This is a genomic window from Chitinophaga sp. YIM B06452, from assembly GCF_039655965.1.
Classification (GTDB): Bacteria; Bacteroidota; Bacteroidia; order Chitinophagales; family Chitinophagaceae; genus Chitinophaga.
In genome coordinates, this window is the sequence record NZ_JAWLKY010000001.1 from 1,038,064 (window position 1) to 1,057,359 (window position 19,296).

Below are 19,296 nucleotides of genomic sequence, written 5' to 3' on the forward strand. Positions count from 1 at the left end.
TGCACAGGATTCCCAGTTGCTCCTCGCAATGACGATATTTCAGTACAATGACAGCTCGCACAATGACGGGCTCTTACCATGGCAGTGAAAAAGTCTTCACATACGTAAAGCATTTCATCGCTTCGATCACTCCTTCCTTGATGCCTAAACCCGAATCCTTTACACCGCCGAAAGGAGAGCTTTCTATGCGGTAGCCCGGCACTTCATTGATGTTCACCGTGCCCATGCGCAGCTCTTTCACTGCTTTGACCGCTTTTTGCATATCGTTTGTAACTATGCCGGAAGAAAGCCCGAAAGCAGTGCTGTTGGCCAGTTGTATGGCATCGTCAAGATCACGCACTTTCATCACGGGCGCCAGCGGGCCGAACGATTCCTGCACCACCATTTGCGCATCGCGGGGAACATCCACGATCACGGTGGGCTCCATTTGCGCGCCGTTCCTTTTGCCGCCGGCGAGCACCTTTGCACCCTGCGTCACGGATTTTTTCACAACTTCTTCGAGGTAAATAGCGGCGGGCTCGTCAATTACAGTACCTACGCGGGTTTCAGGCAGCTGAGGGTCACCGGTGATGTATTCTTTGGTTTTTTCTACCAGCCGTTTCACAAATTCATCATGAATGGATTCCTGTACCAGTATGCGTTTTACCGCCGTACAGCGCTGGCCGGAATTACGGTAGGCGCCTTCCGCCGCAAGTGTAACGGCCAGTTCCAGATCTGCGTCTTCCAGCACGATCAGCGGATCGTTGCCACCCAGCTCCAGGATCACTTTTTTATATCCCGCATGCCTGGCGATGTGTTTGCCTACGGCTACGCTGCCGGTGAACGATACGAGCTCTACCCTTGGATCTGCCACCAATACTTCCGCCACTTCTGCCGTGGGGCCCAGCAGCACGCTGAGCATGTAATGCGGCAGTCCTGCTTCATACAGCAACTCAGTCAGCCTGATGGCGGTGAGCGGTGTTTTTTCGGAAGGTTTTAATATCACCGGCGTGCCCGTCGCAATGGCCGGCGCAATCTTATGCGCTACCTGGTTCAAAGGATGGTTGAACGGGGTGATGGCCACGGCAAGGTTCAGCGGTTCGCGGGTTGTGAAGATCTTCCTGGCTTTGCCCTGCGGGGAAATGTCGCAGGAAAAAATCTGCCCGTCATCTTTCAGCGCTTCCAGCGCCGCAAAGTGCAGCACATCCCGCGCGCGGCCCACTTCGTAGCGCGTTTCACGGATGCACAGGCCAGACTCGGAAGTGATCAGGCGGGCAAATTCTTCCTTCCTTTCTTCCAGCAGCTGCCTGGTTTTATCCAGGATGGCGAAACGTTCGTAGCGGCTGAGTTTTACGCCTCCCTTCAGCCCGGCTTCTATGGCCGCTTCGGTATCTTTCCTGCCTGCAAGGGTCACGGTACCGGCTATACGCCCATCATAGGGACTGCGCACTTCCAGCACCTGTGCTGAAACAATGGGCTGGCCGGCAATATAACCGGTGAGGGCGGCCACTTTCCCGGTAACGAATGTGTCTAACATGATGCGGTTAATTATGGGATGTACCGTTCACGGTAAAATCAAAAACGTCAAAATTACGGGGGTCGCCGGCGGCTTTGCTTTTGTAGGCGGCCGTCAGCGGGTGGGAGATCAGCAGCGGCACCATTTCCTCGTAACGGCCGCCGTGTGAGCGGAGACCTGAATCCAAAGCGCTGAGGTCGTGATGCGCGGGCGTTCTGCCCACCACCACATCGCGGGCACTAAGCACCACCAGGTCTGCAATGCGGTCTTCCGGCTGCTCCAGCAAACGCACAGCCATGGCTTTGTTATGCACTTCCGTGATGCCGGGCTGCTGTTGCAGCCAATTGCTGACCGAGGTTTCATCCACACTTTCCGGCAGGTGTACTGCTACGTAGGAGCCCAGCGCGCCGTGATGCTTCACGTAAGGATCCGTTATCGGGCATATCACCCTGAAACCGGTGCCGAACTGCTCAGTGAGCATGGTTTCTATATACAGCACATTCGGGCTGCCGTCTGCCTTTTGTTTTGCGTTCATGCCATGATCTGCCGTAGCGCCGATAACCGCGCCGAGCGCCAGCAGGCGGCCCAGTTCATGGTCTATTGCTTCGTAGAAGGCCAGTGACGGCTCATCTTCGGGGGCGTAAGTATGCTGCATGTAATCTGTCAAGGAAAGATAGAGGAAGTCGCCCAGCCCTTTTTCGATGAGCGCCACGCCCGCCCGCAATACGAACAGGCTTGCGTCTGCACTGTAAATTGCCGGCGTAGGCAAACCCAAAACAGCTTCCGCATTCCCGATGCCGTGCGTCGCTTCCTGCGCCTGGTTGGCCTTTTCCGCGGAAAACGCGATGCCGGTCATTTTATGGCTAAGGATGTCGCGCAGTTTTTCCTTGGCTGTAACTACCGCCACCTTGCGGCCGGCATTGGCCGCGGCGGCTAAAATGGTTTCAGCGCGCAGGTATTCCGCACTGTTCATCATCACTTCCTCTTTCCGGTGGGTATCATAAAAAAAATTCCCGCAAATGCCGTGCATTGCGGGCGTTACACCGGTTACGATAGAGGAATTATTGACATTGGTAAACGATGGCAGCGCGCCTCTTACCATGCCGCGATAGCCCGCCAGCACCATTTTTTTGAGGTTCGGCATCCTGTCATGGGCCATGGTAGCGTCCAGGTATTCGTCAGCGGAGCCGTCCAGGCAGATCACCACCACCGGGCGGGCCGGCGGCGTGTAGGTTTTGCCGTTTACCGTGAAGGATCGGGTAGATATTGACATTGGAGTGTGTTTATAAATGCTAATAAATTGAGTAGTAAAATTAAACATTTTTACACAAGTCCGTTGTTAATTTTTTATGAAAAGGGGTTAAAATCCCGTAGAAATGAATACTGGTCTACTTCTCGCCGTCCTGGAAGAAATAAACCACCAGCAGCAGGGCGTCGTCGCTGCCGATATTGGAGGGTTTGTGGCCGAGGCGGCCGTCGAAGAAGATGGAATCGCCGGTTTCGAGGATATATTTTTCGTTGTTGATGAGGTATTCCACTGTGCCTTTGATGACGTATTTGTATTCATAGGCGTCGGTCTTTACCACCTGGCTGCGTTTGGCCCCGGCTTTCAGCTCCAGCAGCACGATATCTGTGGGCCCGCCTTTGATGTTGCGGGTGAGCACCCTTTTGTAGAGGAAGCCTTTGGCATTTTCTTTTTCAAAGGCCTGGTACTCGTCTTTCTTTTTGATCACGACCCTGGCGGCCTGTTTGTGCTGGTTGATGTCGTTGAAGAATTCATTCATATCCAGGTTCAGCGCGCGGATGATATTCACCAGCACGAGCAGCGAGGGCACGGTGCGGTTGTTCTCTATCTGGGAAATAAGGCCTTTGCTTACATCCGCCCTGTCTGCCAGTTCCTGCACGGTGATCCCCTTAGCCTTGCGCTTTTCCTTGATCTTGTTGCTGATCTGTATGATGATATCTTCTTGCATAGCAGGGTATTTTATGATTACCTGTGAATCCGGGCTTCCGTTGAAATCCCGGCCAAATTAGATATTTTAGCTCATAATCAGGCGAAAAGAATACCCTACTTTTGCAAAAATTCCATCATATGTTCAGCATCGACCAGATCATTACCGTAGGCTTTACTTTGTTTGCAGTGATAGACATCCTGGGGTCCATCCCCATCCTCCTGTCTTTAAAGGAAAAGATCGGGGAGATCAATGCCGTAAAGGCTACGCTGGCATCGGGCGTGCTGATGGTGGTGTTCCTGCTGGTGGGCGAGGCTTTCCTGAAGCTGATGAGCGTAGACCTGCAGAGCTTCGCCGTGGCCGGTTCTATCGTGATATTCATTATCGGGCTGGAGATGATCCTGGGGATAGAGTTCTTCAAAAGCGATAAAGACACCAAAACGGGCAGCCTGGTGCCGATCGCCTTCCCGCTGATAGCCGGGTCCGGCACGCTTACCACGATTATGTCGTTGAAGGCCGATTTCGGGGATTATAACATCCTGGCGGGCATATTGGTGAACCTGATCATCATTTACGTGGTATTGCGGAGCCTGAGCTGGATAGAGCGGATACTGGGAAAAGCGGGCCTGATGGTGGTGCGCAAGTTTTTCGGGGTGATCCTGCTGGCCATTGCGGTGAGGATTTTTAAGAGCAATATCGGTACGTTATAAAATATGATTGTCTGACCCTAACTGCGAATCTCCCGTCATGAAAGGATTTGTTAATGCAATAAATTATATTTGCAAAGACATTTCTCCATTTGGGCAAATGACAAAAAACAGGTATCCAAGCTACGAATAACATGATTACAAGCAGGAAAGACTACCTTTTTTATCTTAAAGAAGATCAGCGGGCTCTTGGCGCTTATACAAAATACCCCATATTCGCCGATAACATCATGATCTTATTGACAGATCCGTGCTGGAAATTCCAAAAACTGATGCGCAAACTGGAATACTGGACCAATTGCAAAAAACACCCGGTGTGGAAGCCTTATATCTGGTACTTGAGAAAAAAATACCAGCGGTTAAGTGTAAACCTCGGATTTAGTATTCCTATCAATGTATTTGAAGAAGGACTTTGTATCGTACATTACGGAAGTATCATCGTTAGCAGGCATGCGAGAATCGGCAAAAACTGTGTCATACATTCCTGCGTAAACATTGGTGGCCATGGAATCGCGGCGACGATCGGCGACAACTGCTACCTTGGTCCGGGCGCAAAAATATTCAACCCGATTACCATTGGAAACAACGTAAAAATTGGTGCAAATTCAGTGGTTAATAAAAGTTTTAATGAAGATAATATTGTCGTTGCAGGCGTTCCTGCCAAAATTGTTAACCGTATTCCTCAGCCTACGGTTTAACTCCGTAACCTGAGCGCATTATAATTTCTTTCAAAAATTCCAAATTTAAGTTAGCTTTGCATTCCTTCGCGGAGCGGCCTCGTAGTACAATGGATAGTATAAGAGTTTCCGAAGCTCCAGATCCTGGTTCGATTCCAGGCGAGGCTACCATACCGGAAAGGCGCTTTCAAAGCTGCTTTTCCGGTTTTTTGCTTCTCTAAGATCCACATTCATGGTGTAATGAATATTCTTTCGCTACCCTTAGGTGGTCCGGAGGATGTCAATGATCTGCAGATATCACCAATAAACCCATACCTGGATGTGTTGGCACAAGTACAACTATAACAAGCCCAATATCAAATATGACGGAACTAGAATTCAGGAACAAATTTTCGGAAATTGTTTTTACATATATTCAAGTTTTCGGCTTTACAATAAAACAGACGAGCAGGGGTAAAGGATCCAGCGGATTCATCATTTTTGAAAAGATGCTCGAGAATGGCACTAAATATGCGCTACAACTTACCTTTACTTCTCATTTTGATGTTGGCCCTTTTTTCAATATAACATATCCGGAGATTGATAACGCGATAAGATCGCTTGATAAAACGTTTGCGAAAAACCAGGGGACCAGTACCCTGAATTGCTATTTCTTTGAGGTGTTAAACCCGGCAAACGCTGATGGTTATCTACACCACAGCGCTGGTTATCCGTATTACAATATAAAAGAACCGCACTCTTCCGAAAATATTATAAAACATGGTTCATCGTTTGCAACCGAACTTATTGTACCCGTTTTAGAAAAAATCCTGCCGATAACAGATAGTTTACAAAAGGCTGATTATATACTGAATGAAAAAAATCCGCTAATTAAACAAAATGAAAGAAATTGACAATACCTGACCACTCAGGGCTCTTCTTTTCTGCTCCTGACATACAGCTGTCACAACCCCATTCCACCTTTACAGCGCCATAAACAAACAATTCAACATGAACAAACTTGACCTGACCAAAAAATACAAGTCGTACTTCACCGCCAAAAGAAAACCTGAACTGGTAGACATCGAACCTGCCCAATTCATATCCATACGCGGCAAAGGCGATCCCTCGGGCCAGCCGTTTGCGGATAAAATTGAAACGCTTTACCCCGTGGCCTATGCTTTAAAATTCATGCACAAAGCAAAGGGCCAGGATTTTGTTGTTTCCAAATTAGAAGGGCTCTGGTGGTTTGACGAAGAAAAATTCAGCGGCAAGACCATAGACACCTCCGTTGAAGTTCCCCGGAGCGAATGGGAATACCGCCTGCTGATCAGGCTGCCGGATTTTGTTTCCAAACAGGAACTTGAAAAAGCCAAAGAAACGGTTATGGCGAAGCGGGAACTGAAACATGCCGGCGACCTTGAATATTTTACAATGCATGAAGGAAAGTCTGTGCAAATGCTGCATGTTGGGCCCTTTTCAACGGAACCTGAATCACTGCGGCACATCCTGGCTTTTACGGAAGCAAACCAATTAAGCAGGAATGGACTTCACCACGAAATTTACCTGTCGGATTTCAGGAAGACCGATCCGCAAAAATTGAAAACCATTTTAAGGGAACCGGTAAAATAAGTGAAACACCTTTACTGCTGTTTCTCCGATTTCCCGGCCGCCGCCCACCGAATCCCCAATTTTATTACATTTATGCCAAATGGGGGATTCCACGATCACTGAAGCAGAATGTTTGGAGCGGCTCCGGAGGGGCGACGCAGACGCTTATATGCAACTGTATGATAAATACGGTACGCACGTCTATGGCTGGGTGCTGCGTTTTGTGAAAGTGCCCGCATACGCCGAAGACATTGTGCAGGATGTATTCCTCAAAATCTGGGAGGTCCGCGAACGGCTCGATCCCGCGCAATCGTTTCCCGCATACCTCTATAAGATCAGCCGCAACAAGACCTTTACTTTCCTCAAAAAGAACGCCTCCGACGAAGCCACCCGGCTCCACATCATGCAGCGCATCGGCGAAATAACGGAGTCGCCCTACCACCAGGCGCTGTGGGCGCAATACCAGCAAATGCTCGCCAACGCCATCACCCAACTACCCTACCAGCGGCAAAGGGTATTTACATTGTGCCGGCAGGAAGGCAAAAGCTACGATGAAGCCGCACGGGAACTGGGCATCTCCCGCAATACGGTGAAAGAGCACATGGTCATGGCCCTCAAAGACATCAAAGCATATTTCTACCGCCACGGCGATCTCTCCCTCGCGATCCTGCTTTTTATGCACCGGTTCTGACACATATAATAAAGAAATTTATTTATCACCCGACCCACCCTCTTTTTCCCGGCGACGGTATATACTAAAAGCAGGTCCCACGTACCGCTTACAAAACTGATACATGCCAGAAGAAAAAGATCATTACCAGCAGCTGCTGCAGCGTTTTCTTGACAATACCTGCACTCCCGGGGAAACCGAGGAGTTGTTCGACTTCCTGCAGCAGGACGCCTCCAACCGCCCGCTGCTCGAAGAAATGAGCGCTTCCTTCAACTCGCCCGCGAAGGATGAGCCGGGACCTTGGCGCGACCGGGTAAGAGAAAAGCTTCTCCTTGCTGCCCGGCCGGTAAAAGTAGTCCCCTTTTATAAAAAATGGTTGCCGAAAGTAGCCGCAGCAGCATTGTTGCTAACCGTCGCCACCATCGGGTGGCAGTATTACCGCAACACGAAAGACATAACACCTCCCGCTACAACCGCCGGCACCCGGCCCGATCCCCTGCCGGGCGGCAGCAAAGCCACGCTCACACTGGCCAATGGCGCTACTGTATTACTTGATAGCGCCGCCAGCGACGCGATCCCCAGCCAGGGCGCTGCGAAGGTCATTAAGATAAACGGGCAATTAAAGTACGAAGCAGACCAGGCCGCAACCACAGCCGTAGTATACAATACCCTCACCACGCCAAGGGGTGGCCAGTACAGGATAGAACTCCCTGACGGCACGCTCGTATGGCTCAACGCAGCATCATCCCTCCGTTTCCCCACTGCCTTCAACGGCACGGAGCGCACTGTGGTGCTCAATGGCGAAGGTTATTTTGAAGTGGCGCACCGGGACAATATGCCGTTTAAAGTACAGCTGGGCAGCGGCGTGGTGGAAGTGCTCGGCACACGCTTCAATGTGATGGCTTACCCGAATGAAACAAGGGTCAGAACCACCCTGCTGCAGGGCGCGGTAAAAGTGACCCACAACAACCATACGGCCCGCCTCGCCCCGGGGCAGCAGGCCAGCTGGGCAGCCGGCGGCAGCAATATCACCGTGGGCCCGGCTGATACGGATGAAGCTATTTCCTGGAAAGACGGTTATTTCCAGTTCAACAGGGCGCCGCTGGCGGATGTAATGCGGCAACTGCAGCGTTGGTATAACGTGGAAGTCCGTTATGAAGGCGGTTCCGGCAAAAGGGAATTCTGGGGCAAGATACCGAGGAATGTGCGGCTGAGCGAGGCGCTTAAAATACTGGAACTCAGCAGTATCCAATATTCCATGAAAGGTGATACAATTATTATTCACCGATAAAAAACAACCAACATCGTCCACTTATGAAATGACAGCAATGGTAATATAACCAAAAACGGAAGTGTCGTTACCACCTCCGTTGTGCCAGGTTATCATTACAATATTCCGTGTATGAAAGATTGATTGACTCACCTAAACAAATCGAATTTATGCAATTATCAGGTCTCTTCAAAAACCTGAGCGAGAAACGTTTTCCTGTTACCAGGCGCTTTCGCCTTTTACCGGGCAGAAAAATCAGGCTCATTATGAAACTGACATACTTTCTTCTGCTGGCATGTTTTTGCCAGGTCCACGCCAGCAGTTACGCGCAGAAGGTCACGCTTCATGAAAAGAACGCATCCCTCGAAAATCTGATCAGGAACATCGAACGGCAATCCGGCTACGTGTTTTTCCTGGACTACGCACTGCTCGACCCTGCTAAAAAGGTCAGCGTCGATATTAAAGAGGGTACGTTGCAGGAAGCGATAGACCTCTGTTTCCGGCCATTTTCGCTGACTTACACTATCGTCGGCAAAACCATCGTTGTAAAGCAAAAAGTGCCGGAGGCGGTCGATCCCGCCATTGAGGTGCGCGGTAAAGTGACCGATGCCGAAGGCAGGGCGCTCCCAGGCGTATCCGTCTCCGTGCAGGGAACAAAGCAGGGCACCATTACGAACGACGTTGGTGATTTCGTAATATCCGTTCAGCCCACGGCCACGCTGCATTTCAGCATGCTCGGCTACAAGCCGGCGGACGTGCCGGTAAACGGGCGAAAGACCTTTACGGTAACCCTTGCATTGCAGAACACAGCGGTGAATGAGCTGATCGTCGTAGGTTATGGCACACAACGCCGCGGCGACGTAACCGGCGCCATCGCTTCGGTAAACACCCAAACGCTGGAAGGCACGCCCATCCGCTCAGTGGACCAGGCATTGCAGGGCAGGGTAGCGGGCGTTACTTTCGTGCAGAACTCAGGCATGCCGGGCGCGGGGTCTTCCATCCGCGTGCGCGGCGGCAACTCCATCAACGGCAGCAACGAACCGTTGTATGTAATAGACGGTGTGCCGGTATTTGCAGACCAGGGAAGCGATGGCACTTCACTCAACCCGCTGAACAGCATCAGCCCTACCGATATCGCTTCCATCGAAATACTGAAAGATGCCTCGGCAACGGCGATCTATGGTTCGCGCGGCGGCAACGGCGTAGTGCTCATCACCACCCACCGCGGGCGCCGGGGCGATTCCCGCATCACTTTTGACTCTTATTACGGCACACAGCAGATCCTCAAAAAATATTCGCTGCTGAACGCGGCGCAGTTCGAGCAACTGGCCAATGAAGCCAGTATCGCTGAAAACGGCCCTGAACTGTATGATCTCAGCAAAACTCCCGCCACTACAGACTGGCAGGACGCGATCTTCAGAACAGCGCCCATACAAAGTTATTCGCTCTCCTTCTCCGGCGGCGATCCCAAGACGCGATTCCTCGTTACCGCCAATTACTTCGACCAGCAGGGCATTGCCCGCGGCTCCGACCTGAAACGGTATTCGCTGCGCGCCAATCTTGACAAGGAGATAAGGGAATACATCAAGCTGGGCAGCAGCCTCACCATCAGCAATGTGCGCACCAACAGGGTGAATAGCGCATCCCTGTTCACAATGGCCACTACCGCACCCAACCTGCCCATCTACCAGCCTGACGGCAGCTATACCGATCTCAACAACCAGGGCGCCCCTTTCGATAACCCGGTCGCAATGATCGAGCACTACAAGAACTTCAATAACATTTATCGCACGCTCGGAAATGTTTACGCCAGCATCGACATCATCAAAGGCCTTACCTTCAAAACCCTCTGGGGCGCTGATGTGGCCTACGCGCGCAATGACATTTATCTTCCGCAGGCCGTGTACACCGGGTCGCAGCTGGGCGGCAATGCCGCAGTGTCTACCAACCAGACCTTTACGTGGCTGAATGAGAATACGCTGACCTACACGATGAACCGCGACGGCCACCAGCTGAACCTCCTCGGCGGTTTTACGCAGCAAAGCTCTTCCTATCAATCGCTCGGCGCCGAAGCCCAGGGTTTCCTGAACGACAACCTTGGCACCAATGCACTGGGCAATGCTGCCGCCGTGCAGCCTTCGTCTTCCAGCATCGCCAGGTGGGCGCTGCTCAGCTTCCTCGGCAGGGCCAACTACAGTTTCAAAAATAAATACCTGGTTACGCTCACCGGCCGGTACGACGGCTCTTCACGCTTCGGGAAAAATAACCGCTTCGGGTTCTTCCCTTCAGTAGCGGTTGGCTGGAAGCTGGACCAGGAACGGTTTATACGGGACCTGCATGTTTTCAGCAACCTGAAATTAAGGGTCAGCCACGGCCTTACCGGCAACCAGGACGGTATCGGCAACTATCCTTCGCTCGACCTGATGGGAAAAGCCAACTATTCCATCGGCGGCGCAAACGTAATAGGGCTGATGCCTTCACAGGTAGGCAATCCCGATCTGCGCTGGGAATCTACCGCGCAAACGGACATCGGCCTCGAGCTCGGATTCTTCGACAACAGGCTGAACTTCATCGCCGATGCGTACTATAAAAAAACGAGCGACCTGCTGCTGTTTGTGAAGATCCCCACCACTTCGGGCTTTTCCACCTCGCTGCAAAACAGGGGACAGGTAGAGAACAAAGGCATAGAGCTCACCATCAACGCCACACCTTTGGATAATGCAGTACGCTGGGAAACCGGTTTTAATATTTCTTTCAACAGGAACAAAGTGCTGGACCTTGCAGGCGCAGACCGCCTCTTCGCGGGCCAGGGCCCTAACAATTCCACCATCGTGCAGGTAGGCCAGCCGCTGGGCTCCTTCTTCGGTTTTGCCAGCGAGGGCATTTTCAACTCAAAAGAAGAAATAGATGCTTCCGCGCAAAAGACTGCCAAACCCGGCGACATCCGGTTCAAAGACATGAACGGCGACAAAAAGATCAACGACGACGACCGCGTGCTGCTGGGCAGCGCCCAGCCGAAGTTCTCCTTCGGGTTCAGCAATACCTTCTCCTACAAAGGGTTTGACCTGATGATATTGCTGCAAGGCGTTTACGGCAACAAGTTGTATAACGTTAATACCAATACACTGGAAAACCTTACAGGCCTGCAAAACCAAAGTACCACTACTCTCAACCGCTGGACGCCTGAGAACACCAACACGATCATTCCCCGCGCCACCACGGTGAAACCAACATCCCGCTCCTGGGACCGGCTGGTGGAAGATGGTTCCTACCTGAGAGGGAAAACGTTGCAGCTGGGATACAACCTTCCACAAGCGGCATTACAGCGCATAAAACTCTCCGCGCTGAAGGTATATGTGAATGTTCAAAACCTGTTCACCATCACGGATTATTCAGGGCTTGACCCGGAAGTAAGCCGCTATGGGTCAGACAATGTGAGCCCCGGCTTCGATTCCGGCGCTTACCCGAACGCACGCACGATTTCTTTTGGTATCAATGCCAGCTTCTAATTAAACACATTCGTCATGAGATCTGCATTTTATTTCATCATCATACTTATTACGCTGGCGGCAGCAGGCTGCGCCAAGCTCGACGGCGTTCCCGAAGGCACTTACACTACGGGGAATTTTTACAAGACCGAGGCGGACGCCATTTCAGCTGTCAACGCCGTGTATTCCGGCATGACCAGTTCTTTTCTCTACAACCAGTTCATGGAAGTGATACAGTCGCAGGGTACAGACGACTGCGAATGGGGATTCGGCCGCAACACCAGCAATACGGATAAGACCGCGCTGGATAAATTCACTTTTGATCCCGGTACCAACCTGTTCTACCAGTTCTGGAGCACCAGCTACCAGGTGATCAACCGCGCCAACGCTGCCGTGGAAAATATCGGCGCAATGACCGCCGTCAAAGACGAAAAAAAGAAACGCCTGCAGGCGGAAGCCCGCTTCGTGCGGGGGCTGATGTATTTTAACCTCGTGCGTCTTTTCGGGGGTGTGCCGCTGCAGCTTAAACCGACTGCTTCGCTCAACGACCTTGCGGTTAAAAGAGCCACGGCGGAAGAAGTATATGCACAGGTAATTGCCGACTTTCAATCCGCCGCGGAAAACCTGCCGCCGGAATACGACGCGGCCAACACCGGAAGGGCCACCAGCGGCGCCGCCATGGCCATGCTCGTAAAAACTTACCTGACGCAGAAGGACTACACAAAGGCGGTGGAAGAAGCAAGAAAAGTGATGGCGCTTGGCCGCTACTCGCTCTGGCCTTCTTACCAGGATGTATTCCTGATCTCCAATGAAAACAAGACCGAATCGATCTTCGAAGTGCAGTTCCTCAGCGGCTCCGGCAACATCCCCAGCAGCTACGCAGGTTTCTACCGTCCTTCGTTCGATAAACGGCCGGGGTTCGGTGGCAATGGCGACAATCCTGTCACCAAGAACCACTACGAAGCCTACCCTGAAGGCGATCTTCGTAAAGATGTGAATGTGATAAAATATCCCTATACCGGTGATCCTAAAGCGCCCACCACGATCAAGAACCCATATTACGTCGCGAAGTTTAAAGACCCTGCGGCGCTGAACGTGAACGATGGCGGCAATAACTACTACATCGTCCGTTATGCGGATGTGCTGCTGATGTTTGCAGAGGCGTTGTATATGTCCAGCCCCGGCAGCACCGAGGCGCTGGAAGCGTTCAACCAGGTAAGAAGGCGCGCGTATGGCCTGCCGCTGCATGCCCCTTCTGCAAGAGATCTTGCGGGAGGGCTCAGCACTGCGGCGTTCCAGGACTCTGTTCTGAAAGAAAGAAGGCTGGAATTCGCTTTCGAAGGGCAGCGCCGTTTTGACCTGCTGCGCACCGGCAAGCTGAAACAGGCCATCAACGCACAGGATCCTTCCATAACCGTCAGGGATTCCGATACCCTCTTCCCCATCCCGTCGCAGGAAATGGATACCAATCCCCTGCTGGAACAGAACCCGGGATACTGATCAGACAACTTTTTCCCGGCTGGCACGAACAGGTGCAAAACCTGTTCGTGCAGCTATACTCATGTTTAAATACTGATAAAAATGAAGACTTCAATTATCCGCAGCCTGGCAGTAATGATCGTTTTGCTGGCTGGCAACCGGCTGTACGCTCAAAAACAATGGGATGTATGTGTGTATGGAGAAACGCCCGCGGGCATCACGGCGGCCATACAGGCAGCGAAAATGAACAAATCGGTACTGCTGATCAGCAATACAGCGCATCTGGGCGGCGTCGCTACTTCGGGCCTCACTGCCACAGACCTGAATAATTTTAGAAGCGCCGGCGGGCTTACGCGCGATTTTTATCAACGCCTGTATGCTTATTACAGCGATAGCAGCGCATGGCGTAGCGAATCGAGGGACGTATTTTTCGAGCGTTCCAAAAAACGCACTTTCTCCGGCAAGAACGATTCCCTGAAAATGCAGTGGGTATACGAATCCCGCGTAGCGGAAGGCATCCTGGAAAAAATGTTGCAGGAAGCGGGCGTGGAAGTGGTGTACAAAGAAAGGCTGCAGCTGAAGAACGGCGTGGAGAAAAAAGACGCGGGCATCGTTGCCGTTCGCATGGAAAATGGCCACCGCTATCATGCAAAAATATTTATAGACGCCACCTATGAAGGAGACCTGATGGCCAAGGCCGGCGTTTCCTACATCGTAGGCAGGGAATCGAACAGCGTATACAACGAATCGCTGAACGGCATCAAGCTCAACGAGATCATCGGTAAAGACGGTGTTTCCATAGATCCTTATGTGAAAAAAGGCGTGCCTTCCTCCGGCGTACTGCCATTCCTGGAGCCGCGCATCCCGGGACCAGACGGGCAGGGCGACCACCGCACGCAATCGTTCTGTTACCGGATGACGCTCACCGACGATCCTGCCAACCGCATTGATATCGTGAAACCGGCAGGCTACCAGCCGCTCTGGTACGAATTCCTGGCGCGGTTCCTGGAATTGAACCCTGGCCACCAGTTGAAAAATATTATTTCCTTCACGCCCATGCCCAATAAAAAGACAGATACCAACCAGGCTGATTTTGTGGGCGCCAACTACGGATGGCCTGAAGGCAATTATGCAGACCGGGCTAAGATCGCGCAAATGCATAAGAACTATGTATTGGGCTTGCTCTGGTTCCTGGGCAACGATCCGCGCGTACCCGATTCCCTGCGCACAGAAATGAAACGCTGGGGCCTGCCGAAGGACGAATTCAAAGACAACGGCAACTTCCCCCACCAGCTGTATGTAAGAGAAGCGCGGAGAATGGTGAGCGATTATGTGATGACAGAAAAGAACTGCAATGGCGAGGAACCCGTACAGGACGCAGTTGCTGTAGCCACCTATCCGCTGGACTGCCACTATGTTTCCCGCGTGGTGGACGAACAGGGACGGGTTCATGCAGAAGGCAGCTATGGCAAACAAAAGAACACTTATTACACCATCAGCTACCGTTCGTTAAGGCCCAAAGCTTCAGAAGCCCACAACCTGCTGGTGCCTGTGTGCCTGTCTGCCTCGCATGTGGCTTACAGTTCTATCCGCATGGAGCCGGTGTTCATGGTACTCGGCCAATCTGCCGGTACTGCCGCGGCGCTCGCGCTGGACCGTAATATCACCGTACAGGAATTGCCTTATGAAGTGCTGCAGCCGGTATTGCTGAAAGACGGGCAGGTACTTTCACTTGACAGGAAATAAGCTACAACAGATGAAAGATATGAAACAGTCAAACAGGAGCGGCGTGCTGGCCGCGGTGATCGTGGCCTCTCTCGGGTATTTTGTGGACATCTACGACCTGCTGCTCTTCAGCATCGTGCGTGTGCCCAGCCTTGAATCCATTGGGCTGCGCGGCCAGGAAGTGACGGACAAAGGCATTCTATTGCTCAATGTGCAGATGATGGGCATGTTGCTGGGCGGCATACTCTGGGGCGTGCTGGGCGACAGGAAAGGAAGGCTCTCCGTGCTTTTCGGGTCCATCTTCCTTTATTCCGCCGCCAACATTGCCAATGGTTTTGCGGACAGCGTATGGACCTATGCGCTGTGGCGTTTTATCGCCGGTCTCGGGCTGGCCGGTGAACTCGGCGCGGGCATTACGCTCGTGGCTGAACTCATGCCGAAAGAAAAAAGAGGCTATGCAACGACCATCGTTGCGGCCGTAGGCATCAGCGGCGCTGTGGCGGCTTATTTCGTCGCGCAGCATTTCAGCTGGAGAACCAGCTTCTTTATCGGCGGCGGCCTGGGCCTTTTGCTGTTGCTGCTGCGCATCGGCGTGGTGGAATCGGGCATGTTCGGCGCGGCGAAGCGGTCGGAGAACAGGGGGAATTTCCTTGCGCTTTTTACCAATGGGAACAGGTTTCTCAAGTACCTGCGCTGCATCCTGATCGGTGTGCCGCTTTGGTTCGTGGTTGGCGTGCTGATCACGCTTTCGCCCGAATTCGGGAAGGTGCTGAACATCCAGGGCGATGTGAATGCCGGCGCGGCGGTGGCTTGGTGTTATGGCGGCCTCGTTGTGGGTGATATTGCCAGCGGCGCGCTCAGCCAGGTGCTGAAAAGCAGGATCAGGGTAGTGTATGTCTACCTGTTCTGCTGCATGGCCGCTGTGAGCATTTATTTCCTGGCCTCCGGCATCAGCCTGCAGCTCTTTTACTGGATATGCGGCCTGCTGGGCTTTTCCGTCGGATACTGGGTGGTGTTCATGACGATCGCTACAGAACAGTTCGGCACCAATATCCGGGCAACGGTTACGACCACTGTGCCCAACTTTGTGCGCGGTGCGGTGGTGCCGCTTACTTTTCTTTTTCAATTCATGCAGCTGCTCTTCAGCGGCTCCCTGGTATATGCCGGCATCAGCGTGGGCGTGATATGCCTGGCGCTTGCCTTCTGGTCGCTTGCGGGCATGCAGGAAACATTTCATAAAGACCTGGATTACCTGGAGGAATGGTGAGGAATGACAGATATACACACCTTTTAAAACCACGTTCCACACATGAAAAAACTGATACTCTTGCTGGCGGTGCTTGCCGTTGCAGGTAGCGCAACCGCACAAGCCGTCAAAACCACGTTAACAGATTCCGCGGGCGTATACACCCTGCGTCGCGGCGGCGCGCCTTATTACATCAAAGGCGCCGCCGCCAATAATTATCATGTGCAGGTGGCAGCCTACGGCGGCAACACCATCCGTACCTACAGCATCAATGATTCCACCGGCCGGTGGCTGGACAGTGCGGATGATCATAACATCACCGTTTGCCTCGGCCTGGGCGTCAAAAAGTTGCAGGAAATGAACTACGCGGATACTGCCGCCGTGCGGCTGCAATTTGAGAACATGCGTAGCCAGGTGCTCGCGTTCAAAGATCACCCCGCGTTGTTGATGTGGGCAATCGGCAATGAAACGGACGCGAACTACAACCCGCTGGACACTGCCTATAACATCGCCTACTGGGATGCGCTGAACGATATCGCGGAGATGATCCATGAAACAGATACCAATCACCTCACCACCTGCGTGCTCGTAAATTCAGACCTGAAGAAGATCCAGCTGCTGAAGGAACGGTTCACCCACCTGGATATACTTTCCATCAACAGCTACGCGCCCAACCTTCCCGGAGTTTTAGGCAACCTGCAAACCGCCGGCTGGACAAAACCTTATATGATCACCGAGTTCGGGCCAAGAGGCACCTGGCAGATGAACCCCGAACCAAAGCGGAAAATGCCCTGGGGAGCTTTGGTTGAACAAACCAGCACCGAAAAGGCCATAGTGTACCGCCAGGCTTACCTCGACTATATCGCGGCCAATGCTGCCAACAACTGTCTCGGCGGCTTTGTGTTCGTATGGGGCTACCAATCTGCCGGCGATGTGGTAACCTGGTATGGCCTGTATAACCGGTTGGGAGAGGCTTTCGGGGCTACCGACGAAATGCAGTATGTATGGACGGGGATGTATCCTTCCAACCGCGCGCCGGTGATCCGCACAAGAGATTCGCTGCTCTTTAACGGTAAACGCGCGGAAGACACCGTGATCGTGGAAGCGAATACCCTCAACACGGGGTGGGTGCGCGCCAGCGATCCTGATAACGATTCATTGCGTTACGAATGGCTGATCATTCCCGAAAACAGCAACATGGCCGGTGGAGAACCTACCGCCAGCCTGCCGGCGCTGCCGGGCCTGGTCGTTTCGCAGGATGCGGACAGCGCGCGTTTTATGACGCCGGCTGCAGCCGGCAATTACCGGTTGTATGTATATGTGCACGATCATCGTGGAAAGGTCGCCAATGCGTGCATCCCGTTCAAAGTAATACCCTCTTCCATAGGAAGACTGATAAGATCAACTTCAACCGGCGGGAGCTGGTCGCTGCCTACTAGCTGGCAGGGGGGCGTAGTGCCCGCGGATGCGGATACGGCGGTGATCATTGCCGGCAGCAGCATTACCATCAATACGCCGGTAAAAGTAACGCGCACAGAAATAGCCGGCACACTGGGTTTCAATGCCACTACTACCCACACCTTCACGACGGGCGACCTGGTAGTGGAGAACACCGGTACATTCAACGCCCGGAACGGCACCATCGGCAGAACAGTTACCGTCAACGGCAGTCTGCAAAACAACGGCGCCGCTGATCTTTCAAAGGCGAATACCATCCTCATCATGGGTCCGGCAGCAGGCAGCACTGTGCTGGGCGGAACAGGAGCCTATGCGAACGGCATTATCCGCAACCTCACGATCAATAACGACTCTGGTGTTGTATTGCAAACGCCGGTCAGCATTCCGCAGGTATTGACACTTGCCGGCGGCGTATTTCATAACGGCAGCAACCTCACGATGGACAATACTAAAGTTGGCGGCAGCGCCAGCTCCGTGAACTGCCAGATCAGGCGTTCACAGCATGCTTCGCTCGCCGGCGATTATACGCTGGGAACTACTGCTGCATTGTACGTCGTTTACAATCATGACGCGAACGCACCGGCTCAGCTCATGACAGAAGGCCACGAGATCCCCGTTTCCAGGTCGATGCACAACATCACCATCAACAACCCCGACGGCGTGATGATCAGCGACAGCCTCACCCTGAAATCAAGCAATGCGGCCATTACGCTTACAGACGGTATTATTTACCTGCCCGCAGGAAAAGCGTTGATCTGCACCAATACTTCGTACAACGGCGCACCCGGCAGCAGCAGCAGTTTCGTAAATGGCGCGGTGGCGCTCACTACAGGCGCAACACCTGTTACCAAAACTTTCCCGGCGGGTTCCGGCGGGCAACACAGGAAAGTGGTATTAACGGGCCTGGCATCCGTTTCCGGCGCAGCAACCGTACAGCTGTCTATTGATACGGCGGCCGGCACGCCGGGCACAGGTATGGGGAGCTTATCCACTGCAAGGCGCTGGCATTGCGCCATACGCAGCGGCAATCTTGCCGGTTTCACGGCTATCAGTATCGGCTACGGGGCAGACGATGGCGCCGCGCAAAACAGGCTCGCATTTTCCACTACTCATGCCGGCACGTACGATGTAATACCCACCGACACCAGCACCGCGGACGCGGTTACAAGTTCAGCAGGCAGCTATGGCGCCGGATGGTATACAACAGGGCTGAACGACAGCAATACGCAGCTGGCTCGTAAACCCGCTGTGGTTATAAGCCGCGAGCGGGAGGCGGCCGCATTCATTTATCCCAACCCGGCTTCGGACGTCATTTACGTGGTATGCCCGCAGGCATTGAAACAAAAAGTACATGCAAGCCTGGTTGATCTGCGTGGAAACGTAGTGTACTACTGGGCATTACCCCAGGGCCAGGTACGGCAAACGCTCCCGCTGCCCGCAACAACCGGCAGTGGCGTGTACCTGCTGGTGCTGGAAGGCGCCGGGTTCCGGCAGTCATTAAAAGTGGTCATATTCTAACTATCCCGGAAACTATGAATA

Annotated in this window: 14 protein-coding genes and 1 tRNA gene; 12 read left to right on the plus strand and 3 right to left on the minus strand. The window is 52.8% G+C overall.

Annotation, left to right across the window (positions count from 1 at the left end; all coding sequences use genetic code 11):
- Nucleotides 1–73: 73 nt before the first annotated feature.
- The 3 genes from phnY to R3I13_RS03875 form a co-directional block, all read right to left on the minus strand.
- Nucleotides 74–1,516, minus strand: a complete 1,443-nt coding sequence (gene phnY / locus R3I13_RS03865) for a phosphonoacetaldehyde dehydrogenase (RefSeq protein WP_346316607.1) — start codon at nucleotides 1,514–1,516, stop codon at nucleotides 74–76.
- Nucleotides 1,517–1,523: 7 nt separating this feature from the next.
- A complete protein-coding gene (gene phnA / locus R3I13_RS03870; protein WP_346316608.1) occupies nucleotides 1,524–2,768 on the minus strand; it encodes a phosphonoacetate hydrolase in 1,245 nt (414 codons plus the stop codon).
- 115 nt (nucleotides 2,769–2,883) lie between these two features.
- Nucleotides 2,884–3,468, minus strand: a complete 585-nt coding sequence (locus R3I13_RS03875) for an XRE family transcriptional regulator (protein ID WP_346316609.1) — start codon at nucleotides 3,466–3,468, stop codon at nucleotides 2,884–2,886.
- Nucleotides 3,469–3,587: 119 nt separating this feature from the next.
- Between R3I13_RS03875 and R3I13_RS03880 the strand changes: the two genes are divergently transcribed.
- The 12 genes from R3I13_RS03880 (at nucleotide 3,588) to R3I13_RS03935 (ending at nucleotide 19,275) form a co-directional block, all read left to right on the plus strand.
- Nucleotides 3,588–4,157 (plus strand): MarC family protein, encoded by a 570-nt coding sequence (locus R3I13_RS03880; RefSeq protein WP_346316610.1) that lies wholly within the window; start codon nucleotides 3,588–3,590, stop codon nucleotides 4,155–4,157.
- A 131-nt stretch (nucleotides 4,158–4,288) separates the two neighbouring features.
- Nucleotides 4,289–4,852 carry a DapH/DapD/GlmU-related protein gene (locus R3I13_RS03885; RefSeq protein WP_346316611.1) on the plus strand — a complete coding sequence of 188 codons (564 nt, stop codon included), beginning with the start codon at nucleotides 4,289–4,291 and terminating at the stop codon, nucleotides 4,850–4,852.
- A gap of 75 nt (nucleotides 4,853–4,927) precedes the next feature.
- Nucleotides 4,928–5,002: transfer RNA gene (locus R3I13_RS03890), tRNA-Arg, on the plus strand.
- 191 nt (nucleotides 5,003–5,193) lie between these two features.
- Nucleotides 5,194–5,724, plus strand: coding sequence for a hypothetical protein (locus R3I13_RS03895; RefSeq protein ID WP_346316612.1), 531 nt, complete (start codon nucleotides 5,194–5,196; stop codon nucleotides 5,722–5,724).
- Nucleotides 5,725–5,821: 97 nt separating this feature from the next.
- Nucleotides 5,822–6,442, plus strand: a complete 621-nt coding sequence (locus R3I13_RS03900; protein ID WP_346316613.1) for a GyrI-like domain-containing protein — start codon at nucleotides 5,822–5,824, stop codon at nucleotides 6,440–6,442.
- Nucleotides 6,443–6,521: 79 nt separating this feature from the next.
- Nucleotides 6,522–7,112 (plus strand): RNA polymerase sigma-70 factor, encoded by a 591-nt coding sequence (locus R3I13_RS03905; protein ID WP_346316614.1) that lies wholly within the window; start codon nucleotides 6,522–6,524, stop codon nucleotides 7,110–7,112.
- A 103-nt stretch (nucleotides 7,113–7,215) separates the two neighbouring features.
- Nucleotides 7,216–8,382: a FecR domain-containing protein gene (locus R3I13_RS03910; protein ID WP_346316615.1), complete on the plus strand. Its 1,167-nt coding sequence runs from the start codon at nucleotides 7,216–7,218 to the stop codon at nucleotides 8,380–8,382.
- A gap of 245 nt (nucleotides 8,383–8,627) precedes the next feature.
- Nucleotides 8,628–11,870, plus strand: coding sequence for a TonB-dependent receptor (locus tag R3I13_RS03915; RefSeq protein WP_346316616.1), 3,243 nt, complete (start codon nucleotides 8,628–8,630; stop codon nucleotides 11,868–11,870).
- A 15-nt stretch (nucleotides 11,871–11,885) separates the two neighbouring features.
- Nucleotides 11,886–13,349, plus strand: coding sequence for a RagB/SusD family nutrient uptake outer membrane protein (locus tag R3I13_RS03920; RefSeq protein ID WP_346316617.1), 1,464 nt, complete (start codon nucleotides 11,886–11,888; stop codon nucleotides 13,347–13,349).
- Nucleotides 13,350–13,430: 81 nt separating this feature from the next.
- Nucleotides 13,431–15,074 carry an FAD-dependent oxidoreductase gene (locus R3I13_RS03925; RefSeq protein ID WP_346316618.1) on the plus strand — a complete coding sequence of 548 codons (1,644 nt, stop codon included), beginning with the start codon at nucleotides 13,431–13,433 and terminating at the stop codon, nucleotides 15,072–15,074.
- A gap of 19 nt (nucleotides 15,075–15,093) precedes the next feature.
- A complete protein-coding gene (locus tag R3I13_RS03930) occupies nucleotides 15,094–16,320 on the plus strand; it encodes an MFS transporter (RefSeq protein ID WP_346316619.1) in 1,227 nt (408 codons plus the stop codon).
- Between the two features lie 42 nt (nucleotides 16,321–16,362).
- Nucleotides 16,363–19,275 (plus strand): T9SS type A sorting domain-containing protein, encoded by a 2,913-nt coding sequence (locus tag R3I13_RS03935; protein ID WP_346316620.1) that lies wholly within the window; start codon nucleotides 16,363–16,365, stop codon nucleotides 19,273–19,275.
- Nucleotides 19,276–19,296: the final 21 nt, after the last annotated feature.

Bases quoted from the DNA above. Each gene is read 5' to 3' on its own strand.
- phnY (WP_346316607.1), bottom strand. From the start codon at position 1,516: ATGTTAGACACATTCGTTACCGGGAAAGTGGCCGCCCTCACCGGTTAT.
- phnA (WP_346316608.1), bottom strand. From the start codon at position 2,768: ATGTCAATATCTACCCGATCCTTCACGGTAAACGGCAAAACCTACACG.
- R3I13_RS03875 (WP_346316609.1), bottom strand. From the start codon at position 3,468: ATGCAAGAAGATATCATCATACAGATCAGCAACAAGATCAAGGAAAAG.
- R3I13_RS03880 (WP_346316610.1), top strand. From the start codon at position 3,588: ATGTTCAGCATCGACCAGATCATTACCGTAGGCTTTACTTTGTTTGCA.
- R3I13_RS03885 (WP_346316611.1), top strand. From the start codon at position 4,289: ATGATTACAAGCAGGAAAGACTACCTTTTTTATCTTAAAGAAGATCAG.
- R3I13_RS03895 (WP_346316612.1), top strand. From the start codon at position 5,194: ATGACGGAACTAGAATTCAGGAACAAATTTTCGGAAATTGTTTTTACA.
- R3I13_RS03900 (WP_346316613.1), top strand. From the start codon at position 5,822: ATGAACAAACTTGACCTGACCAAAAAATACAAGTCGTACTTCACCGCC.
- R3I13_RS03905 (WP_346316614.1), top strand. From the start codon at position 6,522: ATGGGGGATTCCACGATCACTGAAGCAGAATGTTTGGAGCGGCTCCGG.
- R3I13_RS03910 (WP_346316615.1), top strand. From the start codon at position 7,216: ATGCCAGAAGAAAAAGATCATTACCAGCAGCTGCTGCAGCGTTTTCTT.
- R3I13_RS03915 (WP_346316616.1), top strand. From the start codon at position 8,628: ATGAAACTGACATACTTTCTTCTGCTGGCATGTTTTTGCCAGGTCCAC.
- R3I13_RS03920 (WP_346316617.1), top strand. From the start codon at position 11,886: ATGAGATCTGCATTTTATTTCATCATCATACTTATTACGCTGGCGGCA.
- R3I13_RS03925 (WP_346316618.1), top strand. From the start codon at position 13,431: ATGAAGACTTCAATTATCCGCAGCCTGGCAGTAATGATCGTTTTGCTG.
- R3I13_RS03930 (WP_346316619.1), top strand. From the start codon at position 15,094: ATGAAACAGTCAAACAGGAGCGGCGTGCTGGCCGCGGTGATCGTGGCC.
- R3I13_RS03935 (WP_346316620.1), top strand. From the start codon at position 16,363: ATGAAAAAACTGATACTCTTGCTGGCGGTGCTTGCCGTTGCAGGTAGC.